Origin of the sequence: Larkinella sp. C7 (assembly GCF_006149005.1) — a bacterium.
Taxonomy (GTDB): domain Bacteria; phylum Bacteroidota; class Bacteroidia; order Cytophagales; family Spirosomataceae; genus Larkinella.
Window position 1 is genome coordinate 207,591 of the sequence record NZ_VBSL01000004.1, and the last position, 24,244, is coordinate 231,834.

19 protein-coding genes are annotated in these 24,244 nt (G+C 54.9%); 13 read left to right on the plus strand and 6 right to left on the minus strand.

Translation table 11 applies throughout. From position 1 onward, the window contains the following. Positions 1-8 precede the first annotated feature (8 nt). From FH871_RS11910 to FH871_RS33120, 3 genes are read right to left on the minus strand one after another with little or no spacing between them, the layout of a single operon-like run. Positions 9-263, minus strand: a complete 255-nt coding sequence (locus FH871_RS11910; RefSeq protein WP_138991655.1) for a hypothetical protein — start codon at positions 261-263, stop codon at positions 9-11. Positions 264-286: 23 nt separating this feature from the next. After that, positions 287-2,869, minus strand: a complete 2,583-nt coding sequence (locus FH871_RS33475; RefSeq protein ID WP_138991656.1) for a hypothetical protein — start codon at positions 2,867-2,869, stop codon at positions 287-289. Beyond that, on the minus strand, positions 2,850-3,023 hold the full coding sequence (locus FH871_RS33120; RefSeq protein WP_165841034.1) for a hypothetical protein: 174 nt from the start codon (positions 3,021-3,023) through the stop codon (positions 2,850-2,852). Before FH871_RS33120 ends, FH871_RS33475 begins: the two co-directional genes overlap by 20 nt. A gap of 414 nt (positions 3,024-3,437) precedes the next feature. Here FH871_RS33120 and FH871_RS11920 point away from each other — a divergent pair, with 414 nt between their 5' ends. From FH871_RS11920 to FH871_RS11965, 10 genes are all read left to right on the plus strand, one after another. Continuing rightward, positions 3,438-4,232, plus strand: a complete 795-nt coding sequence (locus FH871_RS11920; RefSeq protein WP_138991657.1) for an NIPSNAP family protein — start codon at positions 3,438-3,440, stop codon at positions 4,230-4,232. A 336-nt stretch (positions 4,233-4,568) separates the two neighbouring features. Beyond that, positions 4,569-5,000, plus strand: a complete 432-nt coding sequence (locus FH871_RS11925) for a YopX family protein (protein ID WP_138991658.1) — start codon at positions 4,569-4,571, stop codon at positions 4,998-5,000. Between the two features lie 199 nt (positions 5,001-5,199). Beyond that, positions 5,200-5,586, plus strand: a complete 387-nt coding sequence (locus FH871_RS11930; RefSeq protein ID WP_138991659.1) for a hypothetical protein — start codon at positions 5,200-5,202, stop codon at positions 5,584-5,586. 181 nt (positions 5,587-5,767) lie between these two features. Then, a complete protein-coding gene (locus FH871_RS11935; protein WP_138991660.1) occupies positions 5,768-10,195 on the plus strand; it encodes a CusA/CzcA family heavy metal efflux RND transporter in 4,428 nt (1,475 codons plus the stop codon). A 2-nt stretch (positions 10,196-10,197) separates the two neighbouring features. After that, on the plus strand, positions 10,198-11,445 hold the full coding sequence (locus tag FH871_RS11940) for an efflux RND transporter periplasmic adaptor subunit (RefSeq protein ID WP_138991661.1): 1,248 nt from the start codon (positions 10,198-10,200) through the stop codon (positions 11,443-11,445). Between the two features lie 140 nt (positions 11,446-11,585). Continuing rightward, positions 11,586-12,254 carry a metalloregulator ArsR/SmtB family transcription factor gene (locus FH871_RS11945; RefSeq protein ID WP_138991662.1) on the plus strand — a complete coding sequence of 223 codons (669 nt, stop codon included), beginning with the start codon at positions 11,586-11,588 and terminating at the stop codon, positions 12,252-12,254. 55 nt (positions 12,255-12,309) lie between these two features. Then, the gene (locus FH871_RS11950) at positions 12,310-12,588 is read left to right on the plus strand and encodes a hypothetical protein (protein ID WP_229317238.1); all 279 of its coding nucleotides are present in this window, start codon (positions 12,310-12,312) and stop codon (positions 12,586-12,588) included. Positions 12,589-12,593: 5 nt separating this feature from the next. Beyond that, positions 12,594-13,007 carry a response regulator gene (locus tag FH871_RS11955; RefSeq protein ID WP_171062829.1) on the plus strand — a complete coding sequence of 138 codons (414 nt, stop codon included), beginning with the start codon at positions 12,594-12,596 and terminating at the stop codon, positions 13,005-13,007. Positions 13,008-13,056: 49 nt separating this feature from the next. Then, the gene (locus tag FH871_RS11960) at positions 13,057-13,266 is read left to right on the plus strand and encodes a hypothetical protein (RefSeq protein WP_138991664.1); all 210 of its coding nucleotides are present in this window, start codon (positions 13,057-13,059) and stop codon (positions 13,264-13,266) included. A 339-nt stretch (positions 13,267-13,605) separates the two neighbouring features. Continuing rightward, entirely contained in the window at positions 13,606-14,613 is a 1,008-nt protein-coding gene (locus FH871_RS11965; RefSeq protein ID WP_229317240.1) for an NAD(P)-dependent alcohol dehydrogenase, read from the plus strand. Positions 14,614-14,736: 123 nt separating this feature from the next. On the opposite strand, the gene FH871_RS11970 is transcribed toward FH871_RS11965, so the two are convergent. The 3 genes from FH871_RS11970 to FH871_RS11980 form a co-directional block, all read right to left on the minus strand. Beyond that, positions 14,737-16,713, minus strand: a complete 1,977-nt coding sequence (locus tag FH871_RS11970; protein ID WP_138991665.1) for a C1 family peptidase — start codon at positions 16,711-16,713, stop codon at positions 14,737-14,739. 38 nt (positions 16,714-16,751) lie between these two features. Further along, complete coding sequence (locus FH871_RS11975) at positions 16,752-19,391, minus strand: VWA domain-containing protein (RefSeq protein ID WP_138991666.1); 2,640 nt, start codon at positions 19,389-19,391, stop codon at positions 16,752-16,754. A gap of 134 nt (positions 19,392-19,525) precedes the next feature. Next, complete coding sequence (locus tag FH871_RS11980; protein ID WP_138991667.1) at positions 19,526-20,482, minus strand: L-threonylcarbamoyladenylate synthase; 957 nt, start codon at positions 20,480-20,482, stop codon at positions 19,526-19,528. Between the two features lie 149 nt (positions 20,483-20,631). Here FH871_RS11980 and FH871_RS11985 point away from each other — a divergent pair, with 149 nt between their 5' ends. From FH871_RS11985 to FH871_RS11995, 3 genes are all read left to right on the plus strand, one after another. Next, complete coding sequence (locus FH871_RS11985) at positions 20,632-20,985, plus strand: YciI family protein (RefSeq protein ID WP_138991668.1); 354 nt, start codon at positions 20,632-20,634, stop codon at positions 20,983-20,985. 127 nt (positions 20,986-21,112) lie between these two features. Continuing rightward, the gene (locus FH871_RS11990) at positions 21,113-22,351 is read left to right on the plus strand and encodes an RNA polymerase sigma factor (RefSeq protein ID WP_138991669.1); all 1,239 of its coding nucleotides are present in this window, start codon (positions 21,113-21,115) and stop codon (positions 22,349-22,351) included. A 143-nt stretch (positions 22,352-22,494) separates the two neighbouring features. Beyond that, on the plus strand, positions 22,495-24,237 hold the full coding sequence (locus FH871_RS11995; RefSeq protein WP_138991670.1) for a GMC oxidoreductase: 1,743 nt from the start codon (positions 22,495-22,497) through the stop codon (positions 24,235-24,237). The last annotated feature ends 7 nt before the right edge of the window (positions 24,238-24,244 follow it).

Here is a 24,244-nt window from a genome sequence, read left to right on the forward strand (position 1 = left end):
CGGTTAATTTAGTTCAAAACAGCATAGCGACCCTCAAAGGTGACGGGCGTGTTGGTCAGGTTTTTCACCGTAATCCAGTAGGTGCAGTGCGTCGCATTGGCCCGTTCCACGAAAATGTCCCAGTCGATCTGGGGCGCCCCCGAGCGGGGCGAGGTGGGCATCATATACCAGGTGACATGCCAGCCAACCGGCCAGCTATGCGTAAACCAGCGGTGGGTCTGATTGGGGGCCAGTGTGCCGGTAAATTGTGTTCCTGTTCGCATCGGTATGAATAGTAAAAGGTTGATTAGTAGAAACTTAGTATGGCATACCGGCCTTCAAAACTGACGGGAGAACCGGTGTGGTTGGTAACGCTGATCCAGTAGGTGACAAATTCGGCGGAGGCCCGTTCCACCTGGACTTTCCAGCTCAGCTGCGGGGCGCCGGGCAGGGGCGAGGTGGGCATAATGGTCCAGATGATGTGCCAGGTCGCCGGCCAGCTATGCGTAAACCAGCGGTGGGTCTGGTTCGGGGCCAAACTGCCGTTCCATTGCACCCCGCAAATGGGGGCCGTCAGCCAGCCATCGACCGGGATTTCCCAAACGCCCCGGTTGCGCATCCCCACCCGCAACACGCGGGCGTGCGGATGATAAAGCAGATCGACCGCCAGCGCATTCGGCAGGCCATTGGCAAAGGCACTCCAGGAGGCCCCGGCATTCAGGGATTGGTAGACACCCACGTCGGCCGCAACCCACACCCGGTTGGCATTGCCGGGATCGACTTCTACGGCCGTGATGGGGAGATTGGGTAAACCCGCCGTGCAGTTGACCCAGGTGCTGCCGCCATTGTCGGACCGGAACACCCGGTCGCCACTCAGCGAGGTGGACGTTGCCCAGATGCGGTTCAGATTAGTCGGATTCACGTGTAAATCACTGACATAAGCACTGGCGCGGGGCGTTGTCAGGGCCGTCGCCGATGACCAGGCTGTACCGGACCAACTGATGCGGTACACCTGACCCGTTGTCGTTCCGACAAAAACCGTATCGGGATTGGGAATGTACATCGCCGATGCTACCTGACCCGCGGGCAGGGCCACTTCGGTCCAGTTGGTCCCCCGGTTTCGGGAAATGTACACGCTCTGACCTGCCTGGGCCACCGTGTCGTTGTTCGCTTCCATCGGCGGATAAAACAGGGCACTGTAGCCATCGGGAACATTGGGGCCGATCCAGCCAAACGAGCCGAAATTTCCCCGGGTGGTGGAGCGCTCCATGCCCATGCTGTAGTAGGAATGAAACACCACGTTCGGATCAGTGCGGTGTACCCCGCAGTCGCCCCCATCGCCGTCGGCAATGTGATCCCAGGCCGGATTGCCCGTGTAGCGGATGCTGCCGTTGTCCTGCGTTCCGGCCATCAGCCAGCGGGACGAACCATAATCCTGGGCCATGTATTCGATTTCGGTAATGCCCAAACCGTTGTTGAGCGACGTCCAACTGGTACCCCGGTTGGGTGACACAAATAAACCGCCGTCGTTGCCCACATAAACGATGTTGGCATTGGTGGGATCAAACGTAATGGCGTGCTGGTCGGGGTGAATGTCGTCACCGGTTTTGTTCGAAATGGTCACCCAGGTCCAGGTGCTCCCCGACAGGTTCCCGCGATAGGCTTCAATGGCACCCAGGTAAATTTCCGCATCCGTATCGGGAGCCACGGCCAGAAACCAGTCATACCATGCCTGGCCGGTCGATAGTCCCGCCGGTCCGGTAATGCGCGCCCAGGTACCCGTACTGGCCCTTCGGTAGAGATACATAGTGGCACCGGCTGCGCCGAACGCGTAGGCAACGGCCGGATTTGTGCGGGAAATGGATACCGCCAGCCGGTCATAGGCCGCCGGGCCACCCGGTAAAGCGACTGCCGCCCAGGTCTGACCGCCGTTTGTGGAGCGGAAAAGCCCACTCTGACAGCCCGCCAGCACCTCCGCCGTGGCACCGCCGGAAGGATGAGCGGCCAGGTCCCAGCAGCGTCCCGACCGGCGCAGTGTCCAGGCCGTTCCGCCATCGGTGGATTCATAAATGCCGTGGGTGGTGGCAGCCAGCAAATGGTTGCCGTTGGCGGGATCGACCAGCAAATCATAAAAACCCTGTCCCACGAAAGGAGCCGTTGCGTGCATCGTCCAGGTGCTGCCACCGTTGGTCGAGCGCAGTAAACCGGCACCCAGCCAGGCGTAAAAATTTCCTTCTCCCGTGCCGCAATAGACCGTGGCCGGAGCCGATGGATTGAAGGCCAGTGCGCCGACCGTCAGCGTAGCGGCATAATCCGTGCGCGGACTCCAGGAGGTTCCCCGGTTGAAGCTCTCCCAAATGCCTCCACTTGCTGCGCCACACAAAATATGATTGGCATTGGAGGGGTCGACGGCAACTGCCGAAATCCGGCCCGAAACGACCACCCGGCTCTCCCCGTAGGTTTGCCCGTTTGACATCATCGTGGGACCCAGAAACCGCCATTGAGGACCGAAGCCGGTAGGGGGTGAGAGCGACGGGCCGGAAAGGGTCGTGATGGCAGCCGTCGGTTCTGACTCACCGTTTTCGTTTTCTGCCGGTTCAACAAGAGCGGGTTGTAGGGCCAGGGCGGCATCAACCAGCGCCTGGGCATAGCTGGAAACCACTTCCGGTGGTCCTTCGACTGAAAGGGCTGCAGTGGCCGAACGGCGTCGGTTTGCTTTCGGCTTTTCGTCGGCAACCGCTTCCGTGATCGGCAGGCCACGTTCTTCCGAAAAGTAGAGCAACCGTTGCAGCACCTTACTGGTGGGCGGCTTCGGAAGCGTGGCCCGTCCCCGAACCGCCGGAGCGGCCTGGTCGGCCTGGTTCAAGAGGTCATCCTTCGGTCCCTTCATCTGACTGAGTCGTTTTGGTTGGTTTTTTCGGTTTTTCCTCGGGGGATTCAGTTTCTTCTTCCGGGAAATTTTCCGGAATACCACGGGCTTCTCTAAACTGTTTCAGACGTTCGGCTGCTTTGTTGTCCGGTTCGTCAGGTCGTCGTTTGGTCATAGCATAACAGATTTGTGGATAGAGGATAGTAGTCAGAAAAAAGGTTAGAATACAAAGGAAATCACCCGGGTGGCCACCTGATGTGAGTGGACCAAGCAGACGGTCGTAGATGGGTACAGTTGAGGAGGGCCTGCGTGTAACGCAATAACCGACAACAAGGTAATCGTAATTATCAAAACAGGCCGCAAAGTTTTGAGGGAGCGGTTAAAAGAGTATATAAGGATCGGTGGAAAAAATAGCAGTATTTGCCGCCCGGCCGGAAGCGGGCACCCGGCCTGTCCTTTCTGACGGCCGGAACAAACCCGAAGAAGAGGGTGGGGCCGGTGAAAAAAGAAGCGGATGAGGTAGAATAGATGGCGACCGTGCTTTCCCTAACAGTAAAACCGTGCGTAAGTCCGCGTATAAAAAACCGCTATGAAAAGACGTAATTTTGTTAAAACAACCCTGGTTACCACCTCCGCCGTCAGTTTCCTGAATCCTTTGCGTGAGGTGGTAACGCCCCATCAAAACGCCGGTTCTGAATTTTATGAGCTGCGGATTTATACCCTAAAAAACGGCAAACAGCAGAAAATGGTGGAAAGCTATTTTCAGAATGCCGCCATCCCGGCCCTGAACCGGCTGGGGAGCAAAAACATTGGCGTTTTTACGGAATATCTCCCGCAGGGATTCACGAAACTGGTGACGGTGATCCCGTTTAATTCTCTGGACGATTATTTCAAGTTGCCCGAAAAACTGGCCGGCGATGCCGCTTACCAACAGGCGGGTGCCGATTATCTGACGGCGCAGGCAACCGATCCGGCCTATGAACGCATTGAAAGCTCGTTGCTGAAATCGTTTGCCTACATGCCCAAACTGGAAGCTCCGGAGAAAAAAACGCGGATTTTCGAGCTGCGTCGCTACGAAAGCCACAACGAAACCGCCGGGAAGAAGAAAATCGAGATGTTCAATGAAGGCGGAGAAATTGCCATTTTCAAGCGCGTTGGCCTCACACCGGTTTTCTTCGGCGAAACGCTGATTGGCCCCATGCGCCCGAATTTGACGTACCTGCTGACGTTCGACAACATGGAAGAGCACGATCAGAACTGGAAGACGTTCGGCAGCGATCCGGAATGGAAAAAAATCAGTTCCATGCCTGAATATGCCAACGCCCGAATCGTTTCGAACATCACCCGGACCTTCCTGATTCCGACCGCCTTCTCGCAGATTTAAAAAACGCCCACCAGGAGCATGGTGTGATTGAATGAAAATTGCCGAAGGCACAGCCTCTTTTTTACGAAGCGGTTGTGCCTTCAGTAATTTTTGTCTGGATGGTCGGGATTGCCAATGACCGGTCGGCAAAATTGTACGCAGTCAAGTTCAGGCAGGACTCTTTTTGTATATAGCATACTTTTGTTGGATCCTGCGGGTATTGGTCCAAGGAAACGCTTGTGCCGTTTACTAAATGTGTACAAAATGATATAAATAAGTAACTTTTGACTTCTAAATGTCGTCTTTATAGTATATATTTGTTAGTCATTATCGTATAACTAAAATATAGAAAGGACGATGCAACCAATCCAATCCCGCATTTGGGACGGCCAGAAAATGCTCTACCTGGCCGGGCTGCCCATGACCCCGGAGCCTTATTTATCCATCTGGCTACAGGAAGCCATTGCCCTGGTGAGCCAGGTGTCGGCGGTTGACGAATTGCCGCAGCCCACCAGCTTTTCCTGGCGGCTGATGCGCACTATCGGACAGTCGGATCGGCAGGGTATTTTGCTGTATGAAAGCGACCTGGTAGAGTGGGACGGGCGGATTTTTGAGATTGGCTGGTCGAATCATCGTTGCGGTTACGCGCTTTTTCAGCCCCTGGGAACGGGCGAGTTTCCGGCATTTTCACTCAGTGCCCTGCACGCCCGCCAGTTGCGGGTACTGGGAAACCGCTATGAACATCCGCAGCTGCTCGAACAACGGTTTTTGTCGCAGGCGGCAGCCTGATCTGAATCTTCCTCATATCCATACCGTTTACTTTCCAAAAGCCACGCCCGTTCAACCGGCGCGGCTTTTTTCATGGAATCCGGGCGAAAAACGTCGTAAGTCGCAGGCTGGTATTAGATTACTTCCAAATTGAGGCAAAGGCATGATTCGGGGAAACTTTCGCCCGTCAGGTTTGTTTTCCGGGTACGATCAGATCCCTATGAAACCGTTTGTTGCTTTGGTATTCGCGTGCTGGATGTTGGGCGGGAGTTTGCTCCCCGGCTTCAGCATCGACCAGACCTCCCACTGGGGTGATCTGGTGCAGCACTACCAGCAACACCGGGCCACGGACGCCCGGCTGAGTTTCATCGACTTCATCAAAATGCATTACGGGGCTGATTCGGAACACCAGAAACACCCCAACCACAGTCACCAGAATTTACCTTCGGTCGGCCATTCCGCACCGGTTTTTACCCCCAACACCGTCTGGCTGTCGGCACCCACATTCTGTCAGGTGCTGGTTGTTTCCGAAGCCGATTTCTTTCGCAAGGCCGATTTGTATTCATTTCTCGGGGTTTTCGCGCTCATCAATCCCCCCCGACGCTAGTTACCAGCCGCCCCTGGCCGAGGTGTGTCCTGATGAAAACGGGCCTGCTTTCTCTGCCGCATATGCTGTCGTTCTACCCGCATAACGGGTGTTGAATGGGTGTGAACCGTTTCGCTGGTTACCGCCATCCGGCCGGTTTTTCTTCCTGATTTCTCGTTAATCTCCTCTTTCATAACGCCTTATGCTGAATGCCATAATTCATTTTTCCATTCACAACAAACTCATTGTTGGCCTGTTCGTGCTGGCGTTGGTGGGGTGGGGCGCCTGGTCGGTGACCCAACTGCCCATCGATGCAGTGCCGGACATTACGAACAACCAGGTGCAGGTGATCACCAGCAGCCCGTCGCTGGCGGCCGAAGACATCGAACGGCTCGTGACTTTTCCAATTGAAGTCAGCCTGTCGAATATTCCGGGCATTACTGAGCTGCGGTCGTTTTCGCGCTTCGGGCTGTCGATTGTAACCGTCGTGTTCACCGACGCAACGGACGTTTACTGGGCTCGTCAGCAGATTGCCGAACGCTTGCAAAATGTGGTGGGAGAGATTCCGCCCGGCGTCGGAACGCCCGTCATGGCGCCCGTGACGACAGGTTTGGGCGAAATTTTCCAGTATACGGTTTTGGCCAAAAAAGGCTACGAAACCCAATACTCACTCACCGACCTGCGCACCATCCAGGACTGGACCATCCGGCGCGGGTTGCTCGGAACCCCCGGCGTGGCCGACATCAGCGGTTTCGGGGGCCTGCTGAAACAATACGAAATTGAAGTTGATCCCGACCGGCTGCGGAGCATGGGCGTCACGATCACCGATATTTTTAAGGCACTGGAGCAGAATAACCAGAACACGGGCGGGGCGTATATCGACAAAAAGCCCAACGCCTACTTCATTCGCTCCGACGGGCTGATTCGCTCGACCAGCGACATCGCAGACATCGTTGTCCGGCTGAACGACCAGTCGTTGCCCGTTCGGATTCGCGATGTGGCGCAGGTCAACATCGGTTCGGCGGTGCGCTACGGGGCCGTCACCCGCAACGGCGAGGGCGAAACCGTGGGGGCGGTCGTGATGATGATCAAAGGCGAAAATTCATCGGCGGTTATCAAACGGGTGAAGGAAAAGATTGCCGAAATTCAGAAAACGCTGCCCGAAGGGGTGCAGATCGTTCCGTTTCTGGACCGTACCAAAATGGTCAACAGCGCCATTGGAACCGTCGAGCGCAACCTGCTGGAAGGCGCTACCATCGTCATTTTTGTGCTGGTGCTGATGCTCGGCAACTTCCGCGCGGGGTTTGTCGTAGCCTCTGTCATTCCGCTGGCATTGCTGTTTGCCATTGCGATGATGAACCTCTTCGGGGTGTCGGGCAATCTGATGAGCCTCGGGGCCATCGACTTCGGACTGATTGTGGACGGTGCCGTCATCATTGTCGAAGCAACGCTGCACCACATTACCAGCCGAAATAAAAACAAAACGCTGACCCAGGCCGAAATGGATGACGAAGTTTTCCAGTCGGCAGCCCGGATTCGGTCGTCGGCGGCTTTTGGTGAAATCATTATTTTGATTGTTTACCTGCCGATTCTGGCCCTGTCGGGCATTGAAGGGAAAATGTTTCGGCCCATGGCCCTGACCGTTGCGTTTGCCATTCTGGGGGCTTTCATCCTGTCGCTGACCTACGTGCCGATGATTTCGGCCCTGATGTTGAACAAGAAAATGGTCCACAAAGAAACGTTTTCGGACAAAATCATGAAACGGATTCAGCGGTTTTACGAACCGGCCCTGCTGGCGGCCCTGAAACACCGGCTGGTTATTCTGGTCAGTGCCGGAGCCCTGCTGGCCGTTGCGGTTTTTCTCTTCAACCGAATGGGGGGAGAGTTCATTCCCCAACTCGATGAAGGCGACTTTGCCGTCGATACGCGGACCTTGACGGGAAGTTCGCTTTCCGAAACCGTGGAAGCCACCCTGAAGGCCGAACGTATTTTGCTCAAACAGTTTCCGGAAGTCGAGCAGGTGGTGGCCAAAGTCGGTTCCGGTGAGATCCCAACCGACCCGATGCCGATCGAAGCTTCCGATTTGATGGTGATCCTGAAGCCGCGTGATCAGTGGACGTCGGCCACCACCCGCGACGAACTGGCCGGCAAAATGGCCGAAGCTCTCTCGGTGGTTCCGGGCGTTACGTTTGGCTTTCAACAGCCGGTGCAGATGCGGTTTAACGAACTCATGACCGGCGCGCGCCAGGATGTGGCCCTCAAAATTTACGGCGAAGAGCTGGGCCAGTTGACCAAACTGGCCGGTCAGGTTGGCACCCTGATCGGAAGCATCGACGGGGCCAAAGACCTCTACGTGGAGCAGGTGGGCGGTTTGTCCCAGATCCTGATCAAACTCGACCGGGCGCAGCTTGCCAAATTTGGCCTGAACGTAACCGACGTCAACCGGGTGATCAACACGGCTTTTGCCGGGCAATCAGCGGGGCTGGTGTTTGAAGGTGAAAAACGATTCGACCTCGTGGTTCGGCTGGCGGCCGACAAGCGACAAAGTGTAGACGACGTGCGCAATGTGTATGTAACTACGCCAAAAAGCCCATCCGGTTCCGGCCAGCAAATACCGCTGAGCCAGATTGCGCAGGTCACCATCGAACAGGCTCCCAACCAAATCCAGCGGGACAACACCCACCGGCGCATCACGCTGGGGTTCAACGTGCGGGGGCGCGATGTGGAAAGCATCGTTACGGAATTGCAGCAAAAAGTTGGGTCCCGCATTCAATTCCCACCCGGTTATTCCATCACCTACGGCGGTCAGTTTCAGAACCTGGTCGATGCCAAACAGCGGCTGGCCATTGCCGTTCCGATTGCGCTGGCGCTGATTTTTGCCCTGCTGTTTTTTACGTTCGGCTCCATCCGCCAAAGCCTGCTGATTTTTATGGCCATTCCGATGGCGGCCATTGGGGGCGTGTTTGCCCTGTTGCTGCGCGGAATGCCGTTCAGTATTTCGGCGGGCGTCGGGTTCATCGCGCTTTTCGGGGTGGCGGTTTTGAACGGCATTGTGTTGATTGCCGAGTTCAACCGGCTTCGTCAGGAGGAAGGGCTGACCGACCTGACCGAAATCATCCTGCTTGGGGCGGAGGTTCGGCTGCGGCCGGTGATTATGACGGCGCTGGTGGCTTCGTTCGGTTTCATTCCGATGGCGATTTCCAATTCAGCCGGGGCCGAAGTGCAAAAACCGCTGGCGACCGTCGTCATCGGCGGACTGCTGACGGCTACGCTGCTAACCCTGATCATCTTACCGGTACTGTATTCCCTGTCGGAGAAAAAAGCCGTAATGAAAGAAGCGGAAGCGGCTAAGCAAGCGGGCGGACCGAAAACCGTTGTGACGGCCACCGTCGGAATCCTGTTTCTGATGGCGTCTGTTGGCTGGGCCCAACCGGCAAGCGAGGTCAGCGTTTCCAGACAAACGCTGACGCTCGAACAGGCGTTGCAGCAGGCCGGAACCCGCAATGCGCAAATCCAGCTCGCGGGTTTGACGGTCAGCCAGCAGCAGGCGCTCCGGCGAACGGCCTACGATGCCGGACGGTTTTCGGCCACGGCAATGCTGGGCCAGTACAACACCCGGCGGTTCGATAACAACCTGACCATAACGCATTCCATCCCCAATCCAACGCTGATGCGACGACTGGCCGAACAAAATGACCAGACCGTCCGGGTGCAGGAAGCGGGCGTGGTGGTCACCCGTCACGACGTCCAGTATCAGGTTCGGTCGGTTTATTACGAGATCAATTACCTGTACCAGAAAAACCGCCTGTTTCGGGAACAGGACACGGTGCTGGCGGAATTTGTGAAAGCCGCCAACCTCCGTTTCAAAACCGGGGAGACGGGCAGTCTGGAAAAAGCCACCGCCGAAAGCCAGCGCGCCGACCAGCGGGTGCGGCTCGCCCAGAACGAAGCCAGTCTGACGGCCAGCCGGACCCGGCTGCAAACCCTGCTCTACAGCCCACAGCCGGTGGACATCAGCCCTGAACCACTGCCCAAACTTACGCTGACGGTCGCGACAGACAGCTTGACGGCATCGCGCAATCCGCTGCTGCGCCAGCTTCAGGAGCAAATTCAGTGGGTGGAGCAAAACCGGCAGGTCGAGCAGGCGCGTCTCAGGCCGGAGTTTTCGGTGGGGTTGTTCAGCCAGACGCTCATCGGAAATCAACTGATCGACGGGCGGGAATTGTTTTTCGGGGCCGGACACCGGTTCTACGGCGGGCAAATCGGCGTTTCGTTTCCGTTGCTGGGGCAGGCACAGAAAGCGCGGATCAATGCCGCCCGCATTGGCGAACAAATTGCCCAAACCGACTGGCAGAACCAGCGGTTTTTCCTCGATCAGCAGGTGAAGCAGGCGGTGCAGCAATTTGACCAGTACCGGACGGCCCTGGCCTATTATGAAGAAAGCGGACTGCCTCAGGCTGCGCTCATCCAGTCCAACGCCCGGCGGGCCTTCAGTGGGGGCGACATTGGCTACGTGGAGTTTTCGCTCGCCTTGCAGCAGGCGCTGACCATCCGTTCCAGTTACCTCGACCTGCTTCATCAATACAATCAATCGGTTCTTTCCATCCATTATCTGCTCGGCAATCCCTGATCATGCAAACAATAGGTAAAGTATACGGAATTCAATGGATTAAAAATCAGTACCTTGTGCCGGTGTTACTGGTTGGGCTGCTCGGTGTGTCGGGTTGCGGGTCGGGCGGGGGTGAAGACGACACAGCCCGGGCTGAACAGCCGCTGACGTCGTCGTTCACCGAAGTCGCGGGAGATTCGGCCCAGGCTGAACCGGTGCTGGTTTCGCTGACGCAGGCGCAATACGACGTGGCCGCCATTCAACTCGGGCAGCCCGTTTTGCGACCTCTGAGCACCACCCTGAAAGTGAATGGAATGCTCGACGTACCGGCGCAGCAAGTGGTGTCCGTTTCCATCCCGTTTGGCGGCTATATCCGGCAAATCAGGCTCGAACCGGGCATGCGCGTTCAGAAAGGCCAGACACTGGTGGTGCTCGAAAATCCGGAATACATTCAGTTTCAGCAGGATTACCTCGACACCAAAGCCAAACTGGATTACGCCGATCTGGAGTTTGCCCGGCAGCAGGAGTTAAGCCGTGACAACGTCAACGCCCTGAAGGTGTTTCAGCAGGTCCGCTCCAACCGGCAGAGTTTGCAGGCGCAACTGGCGGGCATGGCGCAGCGGCTGGCTCTGTTGCGGATCAATCCGGCCAAACTCAGCCCCGGTCAGTTGACGCGGCTGGTGGCGATTCCGTCGCCGGTGTCCGGTTTTGTTACCAAAGTTCCCGTCAACAACGGCCGGTTCGTAAACCCCGCCGATGTGGTTGTCGAGATCACCAACATCGATCACATGCACGTTCAGTTGAGTATTTTTGAGAAGGACCTCAGCCGGATTCATACCGGGCAAACCGTACGTTTCGGCGTTGGGGGCGATTCGAAACCGATCCACCGGGGAACGATTTTCCTGATTGGCAAATCGCTCTCGGCCGACCGCACAGTGTCCGTTTTGGCACATCCCGACGCGTATGCCGACGGTTTTATTCCGGGCGGCTACGTAACGGCGGAGGTTGATATCAAAACACAACCCCTGCCTGCTTTGCCCGAGTCGGCGGTGGTCAGCTTTGGGGGGCAAACGTTTATTTATGTGCTGGAGAAAAAACAGACGAATCCAGTTTCGTATGCGTTCCGGCAAATTGGTGTGAAAACCGGGGTCCGGGAAAACGGGTACATTGCGATCATGTTGCCGCCGGGTGTCGATCCGCAACAAACACCCGTCGTTGTCAAAGGAGCCTACAGCCTGTTGTCCAAACTGAACAACAGCGAAGAAGAATAAGACAAGACATCAGGTCTTCAGTATAGCGTCCTCCGGTAGTCTACAGCGGCCATTGGATAAGAGAATGGGGAAACCTATTCAATGGATTCATTGATTAATTGAGCATTTTTTATCTTGCTACTACTTATTTGCACAGGTGAATGGAAAAAAAGGAATTTAAAGCAAAGGTGTTCGGCGAACTGGCCGGGCTGGCGAAAGCATTGGCCCATCCGTTCCGCCTGCAGATAATCGATCTGTTGGCGCAAAGCAGCCGGACCGTCGAGGAAATTGCGGCCCAACTGAGCCTCAGTACGGCCAATGCGTCCCAGCATTTGCAAATTCTCAAAGGCGTCAATCTGGTTCATGTTCAGAAAGAAGGGCATTATGCGCACTACCACCTGGCCGATGCCAACGTTGTTACCGTCTGGCAATCTTTGCGCGAACTGGGCATGGAGCGGCTGGCGGAAATTGAACGGACGCTGAACGATTTTCGGTCACAGAAACATGCGTTCAAGGCGGTTACGATCGATGAACTGCTGCTGAAAATAGAGCAGGATAATGTGGTGATTCTGGATGTAAGACCGGAAAAAGAATTTCGGGCGGGCCACATTCCCCGCGCGCTGTCGATTCCGATCGATCAGCTTCTGGAACGAATCGCGGGTTTGCCTTTGGGTCGGGAGGTGGTGGTCTACTGCCGGGGGCCTTTCTGTGTCTATGCGGATGAAGCAGTGGAATTGCTTCAAAACCAGGGCTTTGCAGCCAGTCGACTCGAAGAGGGTTTTCCCGACTGGAAAATCCGTCAGCTCCCGTTTCACGCCCTTTCCGACTGACATCCGGTTTACTCCATCGTAAAATAGGGACATCCACTACCCCCGATTTGGGTTCATGACTGCTACGGCAATGTATATTTCGCGTGAAGAATACGATCGTCAGCCACTGATGATTCGCCAGGGAGCCATCGAACTCTGGGGGGGGCTGTTGGCCCGGAGTATTGATTGTTGCCGTACCCGGTATTTATACAGTTTCAATACGTTCTACGTGGAGATGTGTTACGATAATTTGAACGGAAAACTGACTTGCATCTGTTCCTTTTCGCGCATCGACCGGCTGGATCGGTATCTCAGTCAGACGGACTTTAATCAATTTGGTATTTCAATAGCGTAAATCATTTGAAAAATTCACTTACCGGTTGTGTTTTTATCGCTGACGACGATGAAGATGATCGTTTTCTGTTGCAATTCGCTTTTCAGGAACTGGGGTTTGACTCCGCACCAATATTTGCCATCGACGGGCTGGATTTGCTCCATCTTTTGCTTGATTCAGGAGCGAATCCCGCGTTGATCATTCTGGATATCAACATGCCCCGACTGGATGGTTTTGAAACGCTCAAGGTGTTGCGCAGCAAGAAAATGTATCAGACGACCCCGATTGTGATGCTCACCACCTCCGTTCAGGAGTCGGACCGACAACGCGCCCGCGATCTGGGGGCCAGTGCGTATCTGATCAAACCGTCGACCATCGAAGAACTGAAGAAAACGGTTTTCCGGCTGGTATCCGACTGGAAACTGGTACCCGATTGCTGAAAACCACCTGTCCGGTAAGGGACTGGAATCATAAACGACCTGAACAGTCATGCGCAACACCCTCTGGTTTATTGTCCTGATACTAACGAGTCTCCTGTGTTTCGCAGGCTATTGTGCCTCGGTCATTGACTGGGTGCGGGATCTTCAAACCGGTGTCTACCGGCACAACCGGGTGGAGGGCCTGCTGGAGACGGGCGCTCAAATCCTGTATCTTTACCTGGCTATTCGCTTTGCGAGAAAGCATGTAGATATTCAATGACAGGTACGTGGCGGCCATCGGGTTTTCCAAACCCTGAAAGCGATGGTGCTGACCAGTTACGGCAATGCCTCCCAGCCCGGTTTCCGAAAGGGGGAGTTTTCTCACGATCCAGGCTTCCCTTTAGAGTCCGGGGGCAAAAGCGGAGCAGAAAGCAACAGCCATGTCTTCAGGAAATTGAGGGGGTGAAAATGGGAAAAGGCTAAGCCGATCGTCGCAAAACCGCCTGATGCCGACCGTAACGCCGGGCGACCGACCGTACAATTGGCGGGGCAGGATCTTTTAAAATTGGTTTCATTCGTGACTGGTAACAACTGATACTTAGCACCCTGATGATCCAAAATGAATCCTGCAAAACTGACTATACCGGACAAGCCTACGATGCGGGCTGGCGTCTACACGGCCTATGGTCCTCCCGAAATCGTTCAAATCAAAGAAGTTGCCAGACCCGTTCCGAAGGCCAATGAAATTCTGATCAAAGTTCATGCGACCACTGTCAACCGCACCGATTGCGGGTTTCGGAGCGCAGAATATTTCATTGTTCGGTTCTTCAGCGGGTTGTTCCGACCCAAAAACCCCATTTTAGGAAACGAATTTGCCGGGGAAGTTACCGAAGTTGGCAAAACCGTCACGGCATTTAAACCGGGCGACCGGGTTTTCGGGTATAACGACAGCCAGTTTGGCGCCCATGCCGAATACATGGTGATGGCCGAGAATGACGCTGTTGCGCCCATGCCGCCAGCGATGACCTACGAAGAGGCTGCCCCGATCACCGAAGGCGGGCATTACGCGCTCTGCGATATTCGGGCGGCAAAAATCCGGAAGGGACAAGCCGTTCTGATCAATGGCGCAACCGGTGCCATCGGATCGGCCGCGGTCCAACTGGTCAAAGTGCTGGGGGCATCCGTTACGGCGGTTTGCGATACGAAAAACGTTGCGCTCGTGAAATCCCTGGGGGCCGATGTGGTCATCGATTACACGAAAGAGGACTTTACAAAAATCAGCCAAACGTTTGATGTGGTGTTTGATGCGGTCGGCAAAAGTTCGTTTGGAAAGTGCAAACCGCTGCTCAAAACAGGTGGTATTTACCTGTCGACTGAATTGGGATATATGTCCCAAAATCCTTTCCTTGCCCTGATAACTCCTTTTGTGGGTAGCAAAAAAGTGTTGTTTCCCATTCCAACCATCAGCCAGGCCGATGTGCTCTATTTGAAAAAACGGGTCGAAACGGGTCAATACAAACCGCTGATCGACCGACATTATCCGTTGGAGCAGATCGTGGATGCGTATCGGTATGTAGAAACCGGCCAAAAAGTTGGCAATGTGGTGATTACGGTAGGTAATCGTTAATCATAAATGTAAAATGTTGAATTCTAAATGTTAATGTGGTCAACATCAGTGTACTTTTGCATTTAGAATTCAACATTTTACATTTATAATTTCCATCACCCGTCTTCAACAAAAGCCGATCAATCAATGCATCAACTGCTCCCGCTTCTCCCGGTTGGATGAGGCTGAACGATTGAAAACCAGTTCCGTTTTTACCTCCGGTTTTGCACTGTCGAGCATCCGGGCCAGGGTAGACTCCACCGTGGGCCGGTCATCGTCGAAATCGCCGTGATGAAGCGAGGTCGACCGCTTCTTCGGATCTTTGGACTCGTTGTTGGGAGACTGAACCCAGTCGACATTTTTGGCTTTAAACAGATCGGATAGATGCTGATCAAAGTATTTTTTATCAGTTTTGTCCAACACTTTTGTGATGAATTTTGCCATGCCGAGGATGGGTTCTCCTTCGCGGAAAAACGGAATTCGACCTTTGGTTTCGAACGCATTCGAGACCAGATACAGCAGTGATTTGTTGTAAATCCGGGCGCAGTGGTCGTCCTGTTCGGCCTGGTCGGTCAGGGTGTAGAGCGCAAAGCGGTTAATTTTTTTTGCTTTTATAGCGGGTACGTAGGCTTCCTTGAACAGTTTGACCGTACAGGCCGGTGCCCAGAGGGTGCAGGATTCGATCTTCAAACCAAATTCGTTCGTGAGTGCCTGGATAAACGGGGCGTGAAAAATACTACCGGCACTGTGTCCGACAATATGAATTTCCAGATCCGTCTGTTTCGCCAGTTTGGCAATCTCCTGCAAGGCAATTCGGGCCCCGCCGGTTGCCTTCGTCGTGGCCAGAAAGGCGTTTTCCTTCATTTCATCCCACTGCATTTTTCCCATCAGCATCCGCGCCACCGGTTCCAGCGCGTCGTCGAGCCGGTCCAGCATGAAATCCTTGCTGGCGTCCAGAATGCCTTCGGGTCGACGGCGTTTGAGGGCATCCTGCAAAATATTGGTGGTTGTTGTCCAGAAATCGGTATGCCAGATGAACGAAACCGGATACACTTCGGCATCCATTAGCGAGGCCCGGTAATCAGCCAGACGCTGCACGGCGGATTCTTCCCCGACCAAACCCCCGTGTGCGTATAGAAGCAGCCGTTTCTTTTTCCAGTTCTGGGTTACGCGAAGAAAATCGTCCTGAAAAATCGTTCGCACTTCGTCGGCGGAGGTTCCGAAGCTGCCGCCTTCGTTCAACTTGCCATCGTTGCCAATGCTGATGATGTGCGGACGCAGGTCGGCAAAGGCGTAGGCGTTCGATTTGCCGGAGGAGGCCGAATTGCTGATGGCGATGGATTGGGGTTTATACAACATTACGGGTGCTCCCAAACGCGCTACCCAGACATCGGTGCCGTGGGTGAGCCAGTCGTCGTAGGAAATCTGGGCAAAACCGCCTTTCCCCCAATCCGGTCCCCACGAATTCTGAATCCAGAAACCGTTCTGGTCATACGCGACGATCGCAAAGGCATGACCACCCAGGGTTTTTCCCGGAAAGGAAATCAAGCCGTCCGCACCAACCTTCTCCCAGCCCTCGTGAACGGTGGCCGTCGCATACAGAATGCCGACTTCGGCCATTGCCGTGTGCATCGACACCAGATCCTTGTGATTCACCCGGTAATAGGCTCCCAATGGGCGGTTCAGGGCATCGGAGGTTCGCTGTTCTGTCAATCGCTCGTTTTGGGCCGCGGCCTGATAGGGCCAGTGTTCGTCGGCGCAAATCCCGTGTTTGTGCCAGCCTTTCATGGCACCCCGCGCACTCGATCCGCTGTATTCTTCGCCGGGCCACTCATCGTAGCGCCGGGCCATTTCGTAGAGCATCCGCGCACTGACCGGATTGGGATCGGCAACGACCTTCCGACGGCGCAGCAGATAATTGGCAACCGTAGCCAACCCGAACCCCGTGCAGGCGCCTTCCTGACCCTGGTCGAGAATGGGAACCTCCCAGGCCTGGTAGTCGTTGAGCGTGATCTTGATCGGCACTTCATACAGATTGGGAACGTAGATTTTATCGCGAAAATCCAGGGTGTCGGGCCGCGCGTTATACGTGCGTTCGACGGCGTTGGTTGGGGCAGACATGAGGAGTTAAGAGTTAGGAGTTAAGCATTAATGGAGATTCAGGGGGCTTTTCGGGCCTGGGCTTCGAGAATCAATTGTAACTGAGCTTTTGATTCAGTAACATGCTCATAACTACCTTGCCCTAAGGTGGCTAACCTTTTCAGACTGGCCGAATTAACTACGTTTCGACTGAAGGTTAACACTGTAAGATTGATGTCTTTACGGGCTGATTGTCCGACTAAGTCATACACCGATTCGCTGATCGGGAATTCGCCATCAGTGGCCAGGATAATCCGGTTATTTCCCCAGGGAATGAAGTGCTTTTCGGCCAGTTTGTATGCGGTTTTGATGCCGTCGTTGCCGTCGGTTTCGCCAGTCGACCGGAGCTGGTCGATGGCCGTGGCGATCTCGGCGGTTTTTGACCCGGAGGTGGGTTGCAACACCACTTTGGCTTTTCCCGAATACACCACAATCGAAACCTGGTCTTCGGGCCGCAGCAACGGCAGCAGTGATTTGATGGATTTTTTCAGCAACGGCATCTTATACGGCGACTCCATCGAGGCCGAAACATCCAGCAGCAGCACCATGTTGTTGGTCGCAAAACCGTCGAGCGTGGGAGCCGCTTCGGAGGGTGCAGGTGTCGGGAGAGAAACCGGTGCCGGACGGGTCGGAACGGGTGCGGCTGGTTCGACTTTTTCAGCAACCGGCTCAACACGTCTGGCAGTCACCGGTCGCCGGAACGCAAACAGGTTGGGTTCCATGATCGTTTTCAGAACGCCGGTTCTGGCCAGTTCGCTGAACTTGTTATACTGATAAACCAGTTCGTTGTTGTAGAAATAATAGAACGACTCGTAGGGATGCGAACCCGTCGGTGAGGCCGGTTTGACCATTCGGGCTTTTTCGGCAAACCGCCCGGTATTTTCGGCCACGTCCTCGTAGGGCGAATAGGGGCAAAGGCCGTTGCTGCGACCGTAGCGGGTCAATCCTTTCAGGTTTTTGTATTCATCCGTGATCAGCGCCCGGCGGTTTTCCTCCAGCTTTTCCGTTGCGGGAGGCTGAGTGGTTTCGTTCCCGTAGAACGACCGAAGGCCGAACAAAACTGTCTTGTTGTCGTCGATGGCTTTGAGCAGCGCGTTGCCGGCGAGGTGCCACGAACTGGCCGGATTCGCCGGTTTGTAGCTCTCGTGAATCCGCCGGACGTCATGATACAACTGCTCTTTTTTTTGATCGAACAGGTCGAACAAAACGGCGTAGCGGTCCAGAATGGCGTCGGAAAGTTTCAGGCCGTCCTGTTCATACTGTTTTTCCTGCGTGTAGCCAATCAGTTCGATGCTAAGCCCATCCATTTCCTTCAGCATGTTCATCAGCACCTCCGTCTGTGCATTAATCGCGGTTCGGTACTCCGCCGGGATGGGTTTGCTGCCATTGAGGAGAAGCTGGTAATCGGCCAGCGGCATTTTGTATTCCGTATGCGAATACGTCAACTGACCCCGTCGCCGGTTGGGATCGGGATAACGGTGGTATTCGGCCGACGACTGGTAGTTGCGCACCTGAACCTGGAGGTGATTCATCTGTCGGAGCGACTCGTTAATGAAGTCGATGTAGGCGTTCAGGGCATGGAAAGTAGCGTCGGAAGCCGGAGCAGTCGACGGTTTGGTTTTGAAAGGAACCAGCGGAAGATCCCGGAAGGGTTCGGTCCGGGCGGTTTTCTGTGCTGCCGTTCCCGAAGATTCCAGGACAAAAACCGGGCAGAATTTGGGGTAATCCAGCAGGTGTTTGGCCGAAATACTGTACTTCACAAACGCCTGGTAATTCGACAGCAGATCGTTGTTGTAGTGATTGATCAGGCTAAGATACACGCGGTTACCGTGTTGCGACGACTTTTTGGCCTCAAAGGTATAGGTATTGATGGCGTCCTGTTTCAGGCCGAGAATGGATTGCAGCGCACTTTTGAACGAACCGATCATGCTGGAAGCCGGGTAGGCGATGGCCGACTCGCTTTTGCCAAAACCGGCCAGCAGGTCGGCGTCGTGCAGCATGCTATCGCGGAGGCTATCCACCGGCCAGCCCGAAGGAGCTTCTTCGTTGAGGGAAAACGGCCAGGACGCCAGCGTTTGTTTTTCGCGGATCAATATCTGAACCATTTCCCGTTCCAGTTTCAGATACGGATCGGTGGCGTCGTAGGGTTGATAAACGCGGTAAATCCGTTGAATCTGGCGGTAAAAAGCGTCCCTTTTGCGGCTGATCTGCCCGGCCTGTTTCTGAAGGTCGGCCAGTAACGCATCCGATTTTTTTAAGCCGTCGCGCTGGTAATCGTTCAGCCGGACGTAGGTTTCCAGCGCTTTGCCCGACTGGTCGAACGCTTCGAGCAATTGCCAGAGGGCTTCCGCTTCCCCGTTGAGTTGCTGGCTTTCTTCCGCACGGAGGCCATTGTTGGTCGTTTCGAGGGCTTTCCGGTAGTAGTATTCTTCCAGCGGTCCCGACGACGGCAGCCGGATCAGCGTGCCCGACCGGGTGCGAAACTGCTTCGTGGCGGCATAATACGATTGCAGCACCTGCATCCGGTCAAAGACGACATCGACCGACTGGTTCAGGAAGGCAACGTACTGATTGAGTGCCTGTTGGGGCGGCTTTTCTTCAGGATTGTACGAACTATACGCGCCGAGGGCCAGGAGGGCCAGAAAAAGAGACGTGTTCATGGTGGGGTGGGATGATAGCAGCTAGCAAAGTCTGTTGAAGCGTCCTGATGGTGACGCTAATCAATTGGTCTGCAAGTTCTAACCTTTGATCGATGTTCCGATTACCGTTTACGAAAAACCCCGAACAACTCTTTCTATTTGAACGCAGCCCGGCGCAAGCGGTCGTTGATGGCCCGGCCCAGCCCGGTTTCGGGGAGCAGTTCGGCTATAATAACATCGACGTTCGACTGATCGAGCGCGCGCAGGGCTGCGAACAGGTTTTTGGCGGCTTCGGAAACGTCACCCGTAACCGACAGAATCTGCTGGTTCTCCAACGGAATCAGCCGCGTCATGGCATCAAAGGCCAGCACCCCGATGCGCTCGGGTTTGTGGGTCGCCAGCGCCTGCTCCGGGGTTTTGAGTAAAAGCGGTTTGCGGGGCGCGTAATGGCTGCTCAACATCCCCGGCGCCTTCGGGTTGGAAGTCGAATGGCTGCGGACCGATACCTTCCCGACAATGGCTTCCAGTTTTTCCAGCGTCATGCCGCCCAGCCGGTACACAATCGGACCACCTTCGACAAACCCGATGATGGTCGATTCGATGCCCACCGTGGAGGAGCCACCATCCAGCACATACGGAATCTGGTCGCCCAACTGATCGGCCACGTGCCGGGCGGTGGTTGGGCTGATGTAGCCGAAGGGATTGGCACTCGGAGCCGCCAGCGGAAAATCGAGCAGAGACAGCAATTTGAGGGCCATCGGGTGGTTGGGAATCCGGATCGCGACGTTTTCCAGACCCGAGGTGACGAGATCCGGAATGATCGGTTTTTTGGGCAATAAAATCGTCAGCGGGCCGGGCCAGAACCGCTCTGCAAGCCGACGCGCCGGTTCCGGAATCCGTGCCACGAACGACTCGACCTTGTCGATCGAATCGGTATGAACGATGAGCGGATCAAACGAAGGGCGGTTTTTGACCTTGAAGATGTCCAGAACGGCATCCGGATTCAGGGCGTTGCCCGCCAGTCCATATACGGTTTCGGTGGGCAATCCAATCACTTTCCCCGCTTCCAGGAAGTCTTTTGCCTGCTGAACGTCAGTTCCAATTTGTGCCATGCCGCAAAGGTACAATTTTGGATGGGAACGCATCCGCGACCCGGCGGTGTCCCCATCCAAAAAATAATTTTAATTTTCTGTCCGGTTTCCATTCATTCGTTCGTCTTAGCGTCAAAAATCAAATAATCACCTCAAACCGAAGTACACCAATGGAAAAATTCATGCTGATCTTCCACGGACAACAAATGGATGAAACCGCCTTTCAGGACCTGTCACCCGAAGACTTTCAGGCCGAAATCGAGAAATGGAACACCTGGATTGGCGGAATTGCCGCTCAGGGAAAGATGATCGGAACCGAAGCGTTGTTGCCCGCCGGGAAAGTGCTGACCGACGGCGGCAAAGTGGTCACCGATGGCCCGTTTACGGAGGGCAAAGAAATCGTCGGCGGCTACATGCTCTTAACCGCCGACACCTTCGACGAAGCCATCGAACTGGCGCAGGGCTGCCCTATGTTTGAAACCGGCGGAAAAGTAGAAGTGCGGCAGATTCAGAAATTTGAGTAATTGAATGATGAATGAATCATAAATGTAAAATGATAAATGTCGAATGCAAAAGTGAGTTGGGCACCGACCAACTTTTACATTTAGCATTCATCATTTTACATTTATGATTAGAAATTATTCTCAATCCATGTCTGAACCCAACACCCTCGTCGCGCACCTTTTCCGGCATGAAGCAGGCCGGATGGTTTCGGTATTGGCGGCCATGCTGGGGTTCGACCGGATTGAGCTGGCGGAGGATATTGTGCAGGATGCAATGGTGCAGGCCCTGCGAAGCTGGCCGTTTCAGGGCATTCCCGAAAACCCCTCGGCCTGGCTCTACCGGGTGGCTAAAAACAAGGCGCTGGACGTAGTTCGTCGCGAGAAATTGTTCCGGCAAATCAGCGGAGACTGGGCCAGTGAACGGCAGGAAGAAGACATGATGGAGCAGTTTTTTTTCGAAGACGAGATCAACGACAGCCAGTTGCGGATGCTGTTTGCCTGCTGTCACCCGTCGCTGCCATTCGAGTCGCAGGTGGCGATGTGTCTGAAAATTCTTTGCGGATTGAGCATCCGCGAAATTGCCAACGCTTTTCTGACCAGCGAAGAAACCATCACCAAGCGGATTTACCGGGCCAAAGAGAAGATTCGGGCCAAAGAAATCCGGCTGGAAGTGCCGACCGGGCTGCAGTTGCCCATCCGCGTGAATGCGGTTTTGAAAAGTATTTATTTGTTGTTTAATGAAGGCTACACCTCGTCGCACCCCGACACGCTCATCCGGCAGGATTTGTGCGAGGAAGCCATGCGCCTGACGCTGCTCCTCACCCAAACACCCCGGACCACCACCCCTTCGGCCCATGCACTGCTGGCATTGATGTGTTTTCAAGTGGCCCGCTTCGAAGCCCGGACGGATGCAACGGGCGCCATCGTTCTCTTGAAAGACCAGGACCGGACGCAATGGAACCAGGCGCTGATTGCGCAGGGAAAACGCCAACTGGCGGCTTCGGCGGGAGGCAGCGAACTCTCTGAATACCACCTCGAAGCCGCCATTGCCCTGCAACATTGTCTGGCACCCACCTACGAGAAAACGAACTGGCAGGTCATCCTTAGCTACTACGATTTGCTGCTCAACCGGAAACCCGGCCCCATTGTTGCGTTGAACCGGGCAGTCGCGCTCGCCGAAGTAGACGGCCCCATGGAGGCCCTGCTGGCGGTTTTACAAATCAAGGAACTGGAGACGAATCAGTATTATCATGCGATTCTGGGTGACCTGTATGCCCAACTCCACCAGACCGACCGCGCCCGCCAGCATTACCACCGTGCCCTGCACCTCACCTCGTCCGGAGCCGAAAAGCAGTTGCTCCGCAAAAAAATCGATCCGTTGCTGTAGTCTCCCAAACGGTTTTAGGAGTAATGATGGAAGTGGATAGTTGCTTTTCTGTTAAAAAAATGGATATTTATCCCATTCGGTATTACTTTTAGCAGCGTATTCACGTAATCACTTCAGTGACCTACTCACTAAACCAAAATTCAATGGATGTTCCACAAATAAAAAAGGCAGCGAAAGTTTACGACGTTGTTATTGTTGGCTCAGGAGCCGGGGGCGGAATGGCGGCTTATCAGCTTTCCAAAGCGGGTGCCACGGTTTGTTTGCTCGAAGCCGGGGGGTATTTCGATCCGGCTGATCCTAAGTATATTAACCAGTTAAAATGGGCGTATGAGTCGCCCCGTCGTGGTGCCGGAACAACGCGTGCGTTTGGTGATTTCGATGCAGCCTGGGGCGGTTGGGAAATTGAAGGGGAACCGTATTCGGCCGTCAAAGGCACCGAATTTCACTGGTTCCGTTCCCGGATGCTCGGCGGTCGGACCAACCACTGGGGCCGAATTTCCCTACGGATGGGTCCCGACGATTTCAAACGGAAAAGTTTAACGGGAATTGGCGAAGACTGGCCACTGAGCTACGAAGATTACGCGCCCTATTACGACAAAGTAGACGATCTGATTGGGGTATTTGGCTCGAAAGAAGGGCTTCGGGATGCACCCGATGGCCGGTTTTTGCCGCCACCCAAACCACGTCTGCACGAATTGATGATCAAGAAAGCCGGGAAAAGCATCGGTGTGCCGGTTATTCCCTCGCGGCTTTCGATTCTGACCAAACCCATACACGACCGGGGCGGCTGTTTCTACTGCGCCCAGTGTGGCCGGGCCTGTCAGGCCTACGCCGACTTCTCGTCGTCGTCGGTGTTGTGTATTCCGGCGGTGAAAACCGGTCGGGTTACGCTGATCAACGGTGCGATGGCCCGTGAAGTGATTACCGATCCGAAAACTGGTTTGGCAACCGGCGTGTCCTACGTCGATGTGCCGACCATGACCGAACAGTCGGTGATGGGCAAAGTGGTGGTTCTGGCCGCCAGTACCTGCGAGACGGCGCGTTTGCTGCTCAACTCCAAGTCGGCGCGTTTCCAGAACGGACTCGCCAATTCCAGCGGTGTGGTTGGAAAATACCTCAACGATTCGACGGGTGCTTCACGCGGGGCTTTCATTCCGGCCCTGATGGATCGCAAGCGGTATAATGAAGATGGGGTTGGTGGTGCGCACGTTTATTCACCCTGGTGGCTCGATAACAAGAAACTCGATTTCCCACGCGGCTATCACATCGAATACGGTGGCGGTATGGGTATGCCGATGTACGGTTTTGGCTTCGGGATGGAAGGCCGGAACAGCATAGTGCCGGGTCGTGATGGCAAACCGAAAGCAGCCGGTGGCTACGGTGCGGATCTGAAAGATGATTTCCGCCGGTTCTACGGAGCCAACATCGGGATGGCCGGTCGGGGCGAACCCGTGCCGCTGGAAAGCAACTACTGCGAAATTGACCCGAACACGGTCGATAAGTATGGGATCCCAACGCTGCGTTTCAACTACAAATGGGGCGAAGCGGAGATCAAGCAGGCCAAACACATGCAGGACACCTTCGAGGAAATCATCCATGCGATGGGCGGTATTGCGCTGGGTAAAAAACCGGGTCCGGAAACCAACTACGGTCTGGAGGCTCCCGGTAAAATTATCCACGAAATCGGTACGGCGCGGATGGGGAACGACCCGAAAACCTCGGTGCTGAACAAGTATTCGCAGGCGCACGACGTCAAGAATCTGTTCGTGGTCGATGCGGCTGCTTTCCCGTCGCAGGGCGACAAAAACGTGACGTGGACGATCCTGGCCAACTCCTGGCGGACTTCCGACTACATCATCGATCAAGTCAAACAAAAGAATATCTAATTTATGG

Coding starts and splice junctions, on each gene's coding strand:
- FH871_RS11920 (WP_138991657.1), top strand. CDS start 3,438: ATGAAAAGACGTAATTTTGTTAAAACAACCCTGGTTACCACCTCCGCC.
- FH871_RS33120 (WP_165841034.1), bottom strand. CDS start 3,023: ATGACCAAACGACGACCTGACGAACCGGACAACAAAGCAGCCGAACGT.
- FH871_RS11930 (WP_138991659.1), top strand. CDS start 5,200: ATGAAACCGTTTGTTGCTTTGGTATTCGCGTGCTGGATGTTGGGCGGG.
- FH871_RS11965 (WP_229317240.1), top strand. CDS start 13,606: ATGAATCCTGCAAAACTGACTATACCGGACAAGCCTACGATGCGGGCT.
- FH871_RS11980 (WP_138991667.1), bottom strand. CDS start 20,482: ATGGCACAAATTGGAACTGACGTTCAGCAGGCAAAAGACTTCCTGGAA.
- FH871_RS11960 (WP_138991664.1), top strand. CDS start 13,057: ATGCGCAACACCCTCTGGTTTATTGTCCTGATACTAACGAGTCTCCTG.
- FH871_RS11995 (WP_138991670.1), top strand. CDS start 22,495: ATGGATGTTCCACAAATAAAAAAGGCAGCGAAAGTTTACGACGTTGTT.
- FH871_RS11945 (WP_138991662.1), top strand. CDS start 11,586: ATGGAAAAAAAGGAATTTAAAGCAAAGGTGTTCGGCGAACTGGCCGGG.
- FH871_RS11970 (WP_138991665.1), bottom strand. CDS start 16,713: ATGTCTGCCCCAACCAACGCCGTCGAACGCACGTATAACGCGCGGCCC.
- FH871_RS11990 (WP_138991669.1), top strand. CDS start 21,113: ATGTCTGAACCCAACACCCTCGTCGCGCACCTTTTCCGGCATGAAGCA.
- FH871_RS11910 (WP_138991655.1), bottom strand. CDS start 263: ATGCGAACAGGAACACAATTTACCGGCACACTGGCCCCCAATCAGACC.
- FH871_RS11940 (WP_138991661.1), top strand. CDS start 10,198: ATGCAAACAATAGGTAAAGTATACGGAATTCAATGGATTAAAAATCAG.
- FH871_RS11985 (WP_138991668.1), top strand. CDS start 20,632: ATGGAAAAATTCATGCTGATCTTCCACGGACAACAAATGGATGAAACC.
- FH871_RS11935 (WP_138991660.1), top strand. CDS start 5,768: ATGCTGAATGCCATAATTCATTTTTCCATTCACAACAAACTCATTGTT.
- FH871_RS33475 (WP_138991656.1), bottom strand. CDS start 2,869: ATGAAGGGACCGAAGGATGACCTCTTGAACCAGGCCGACCAGGCCGCT.
- FH871_RS11975 (WP_138991666.1), bottom strand. CDS start 19,391: ATGAACACGTCTCTTTTTCTGGCCCTCCTGGCCCTCGGCGCGTATAGT.
- FH871_RS11950 (WP_229317238.1), top strand. CDS start 12,310: ATGACTGCTACGGCAATGTATATTTCGCGTGAAGAATACGATCGTCAG.
- FH871_RS11925 (WP_138991658.1), top strand. CDS start 4,569: ATGCAACCAATCCAATCCCGCATTTGGGACGGCCAGAAAATGCTCTAC.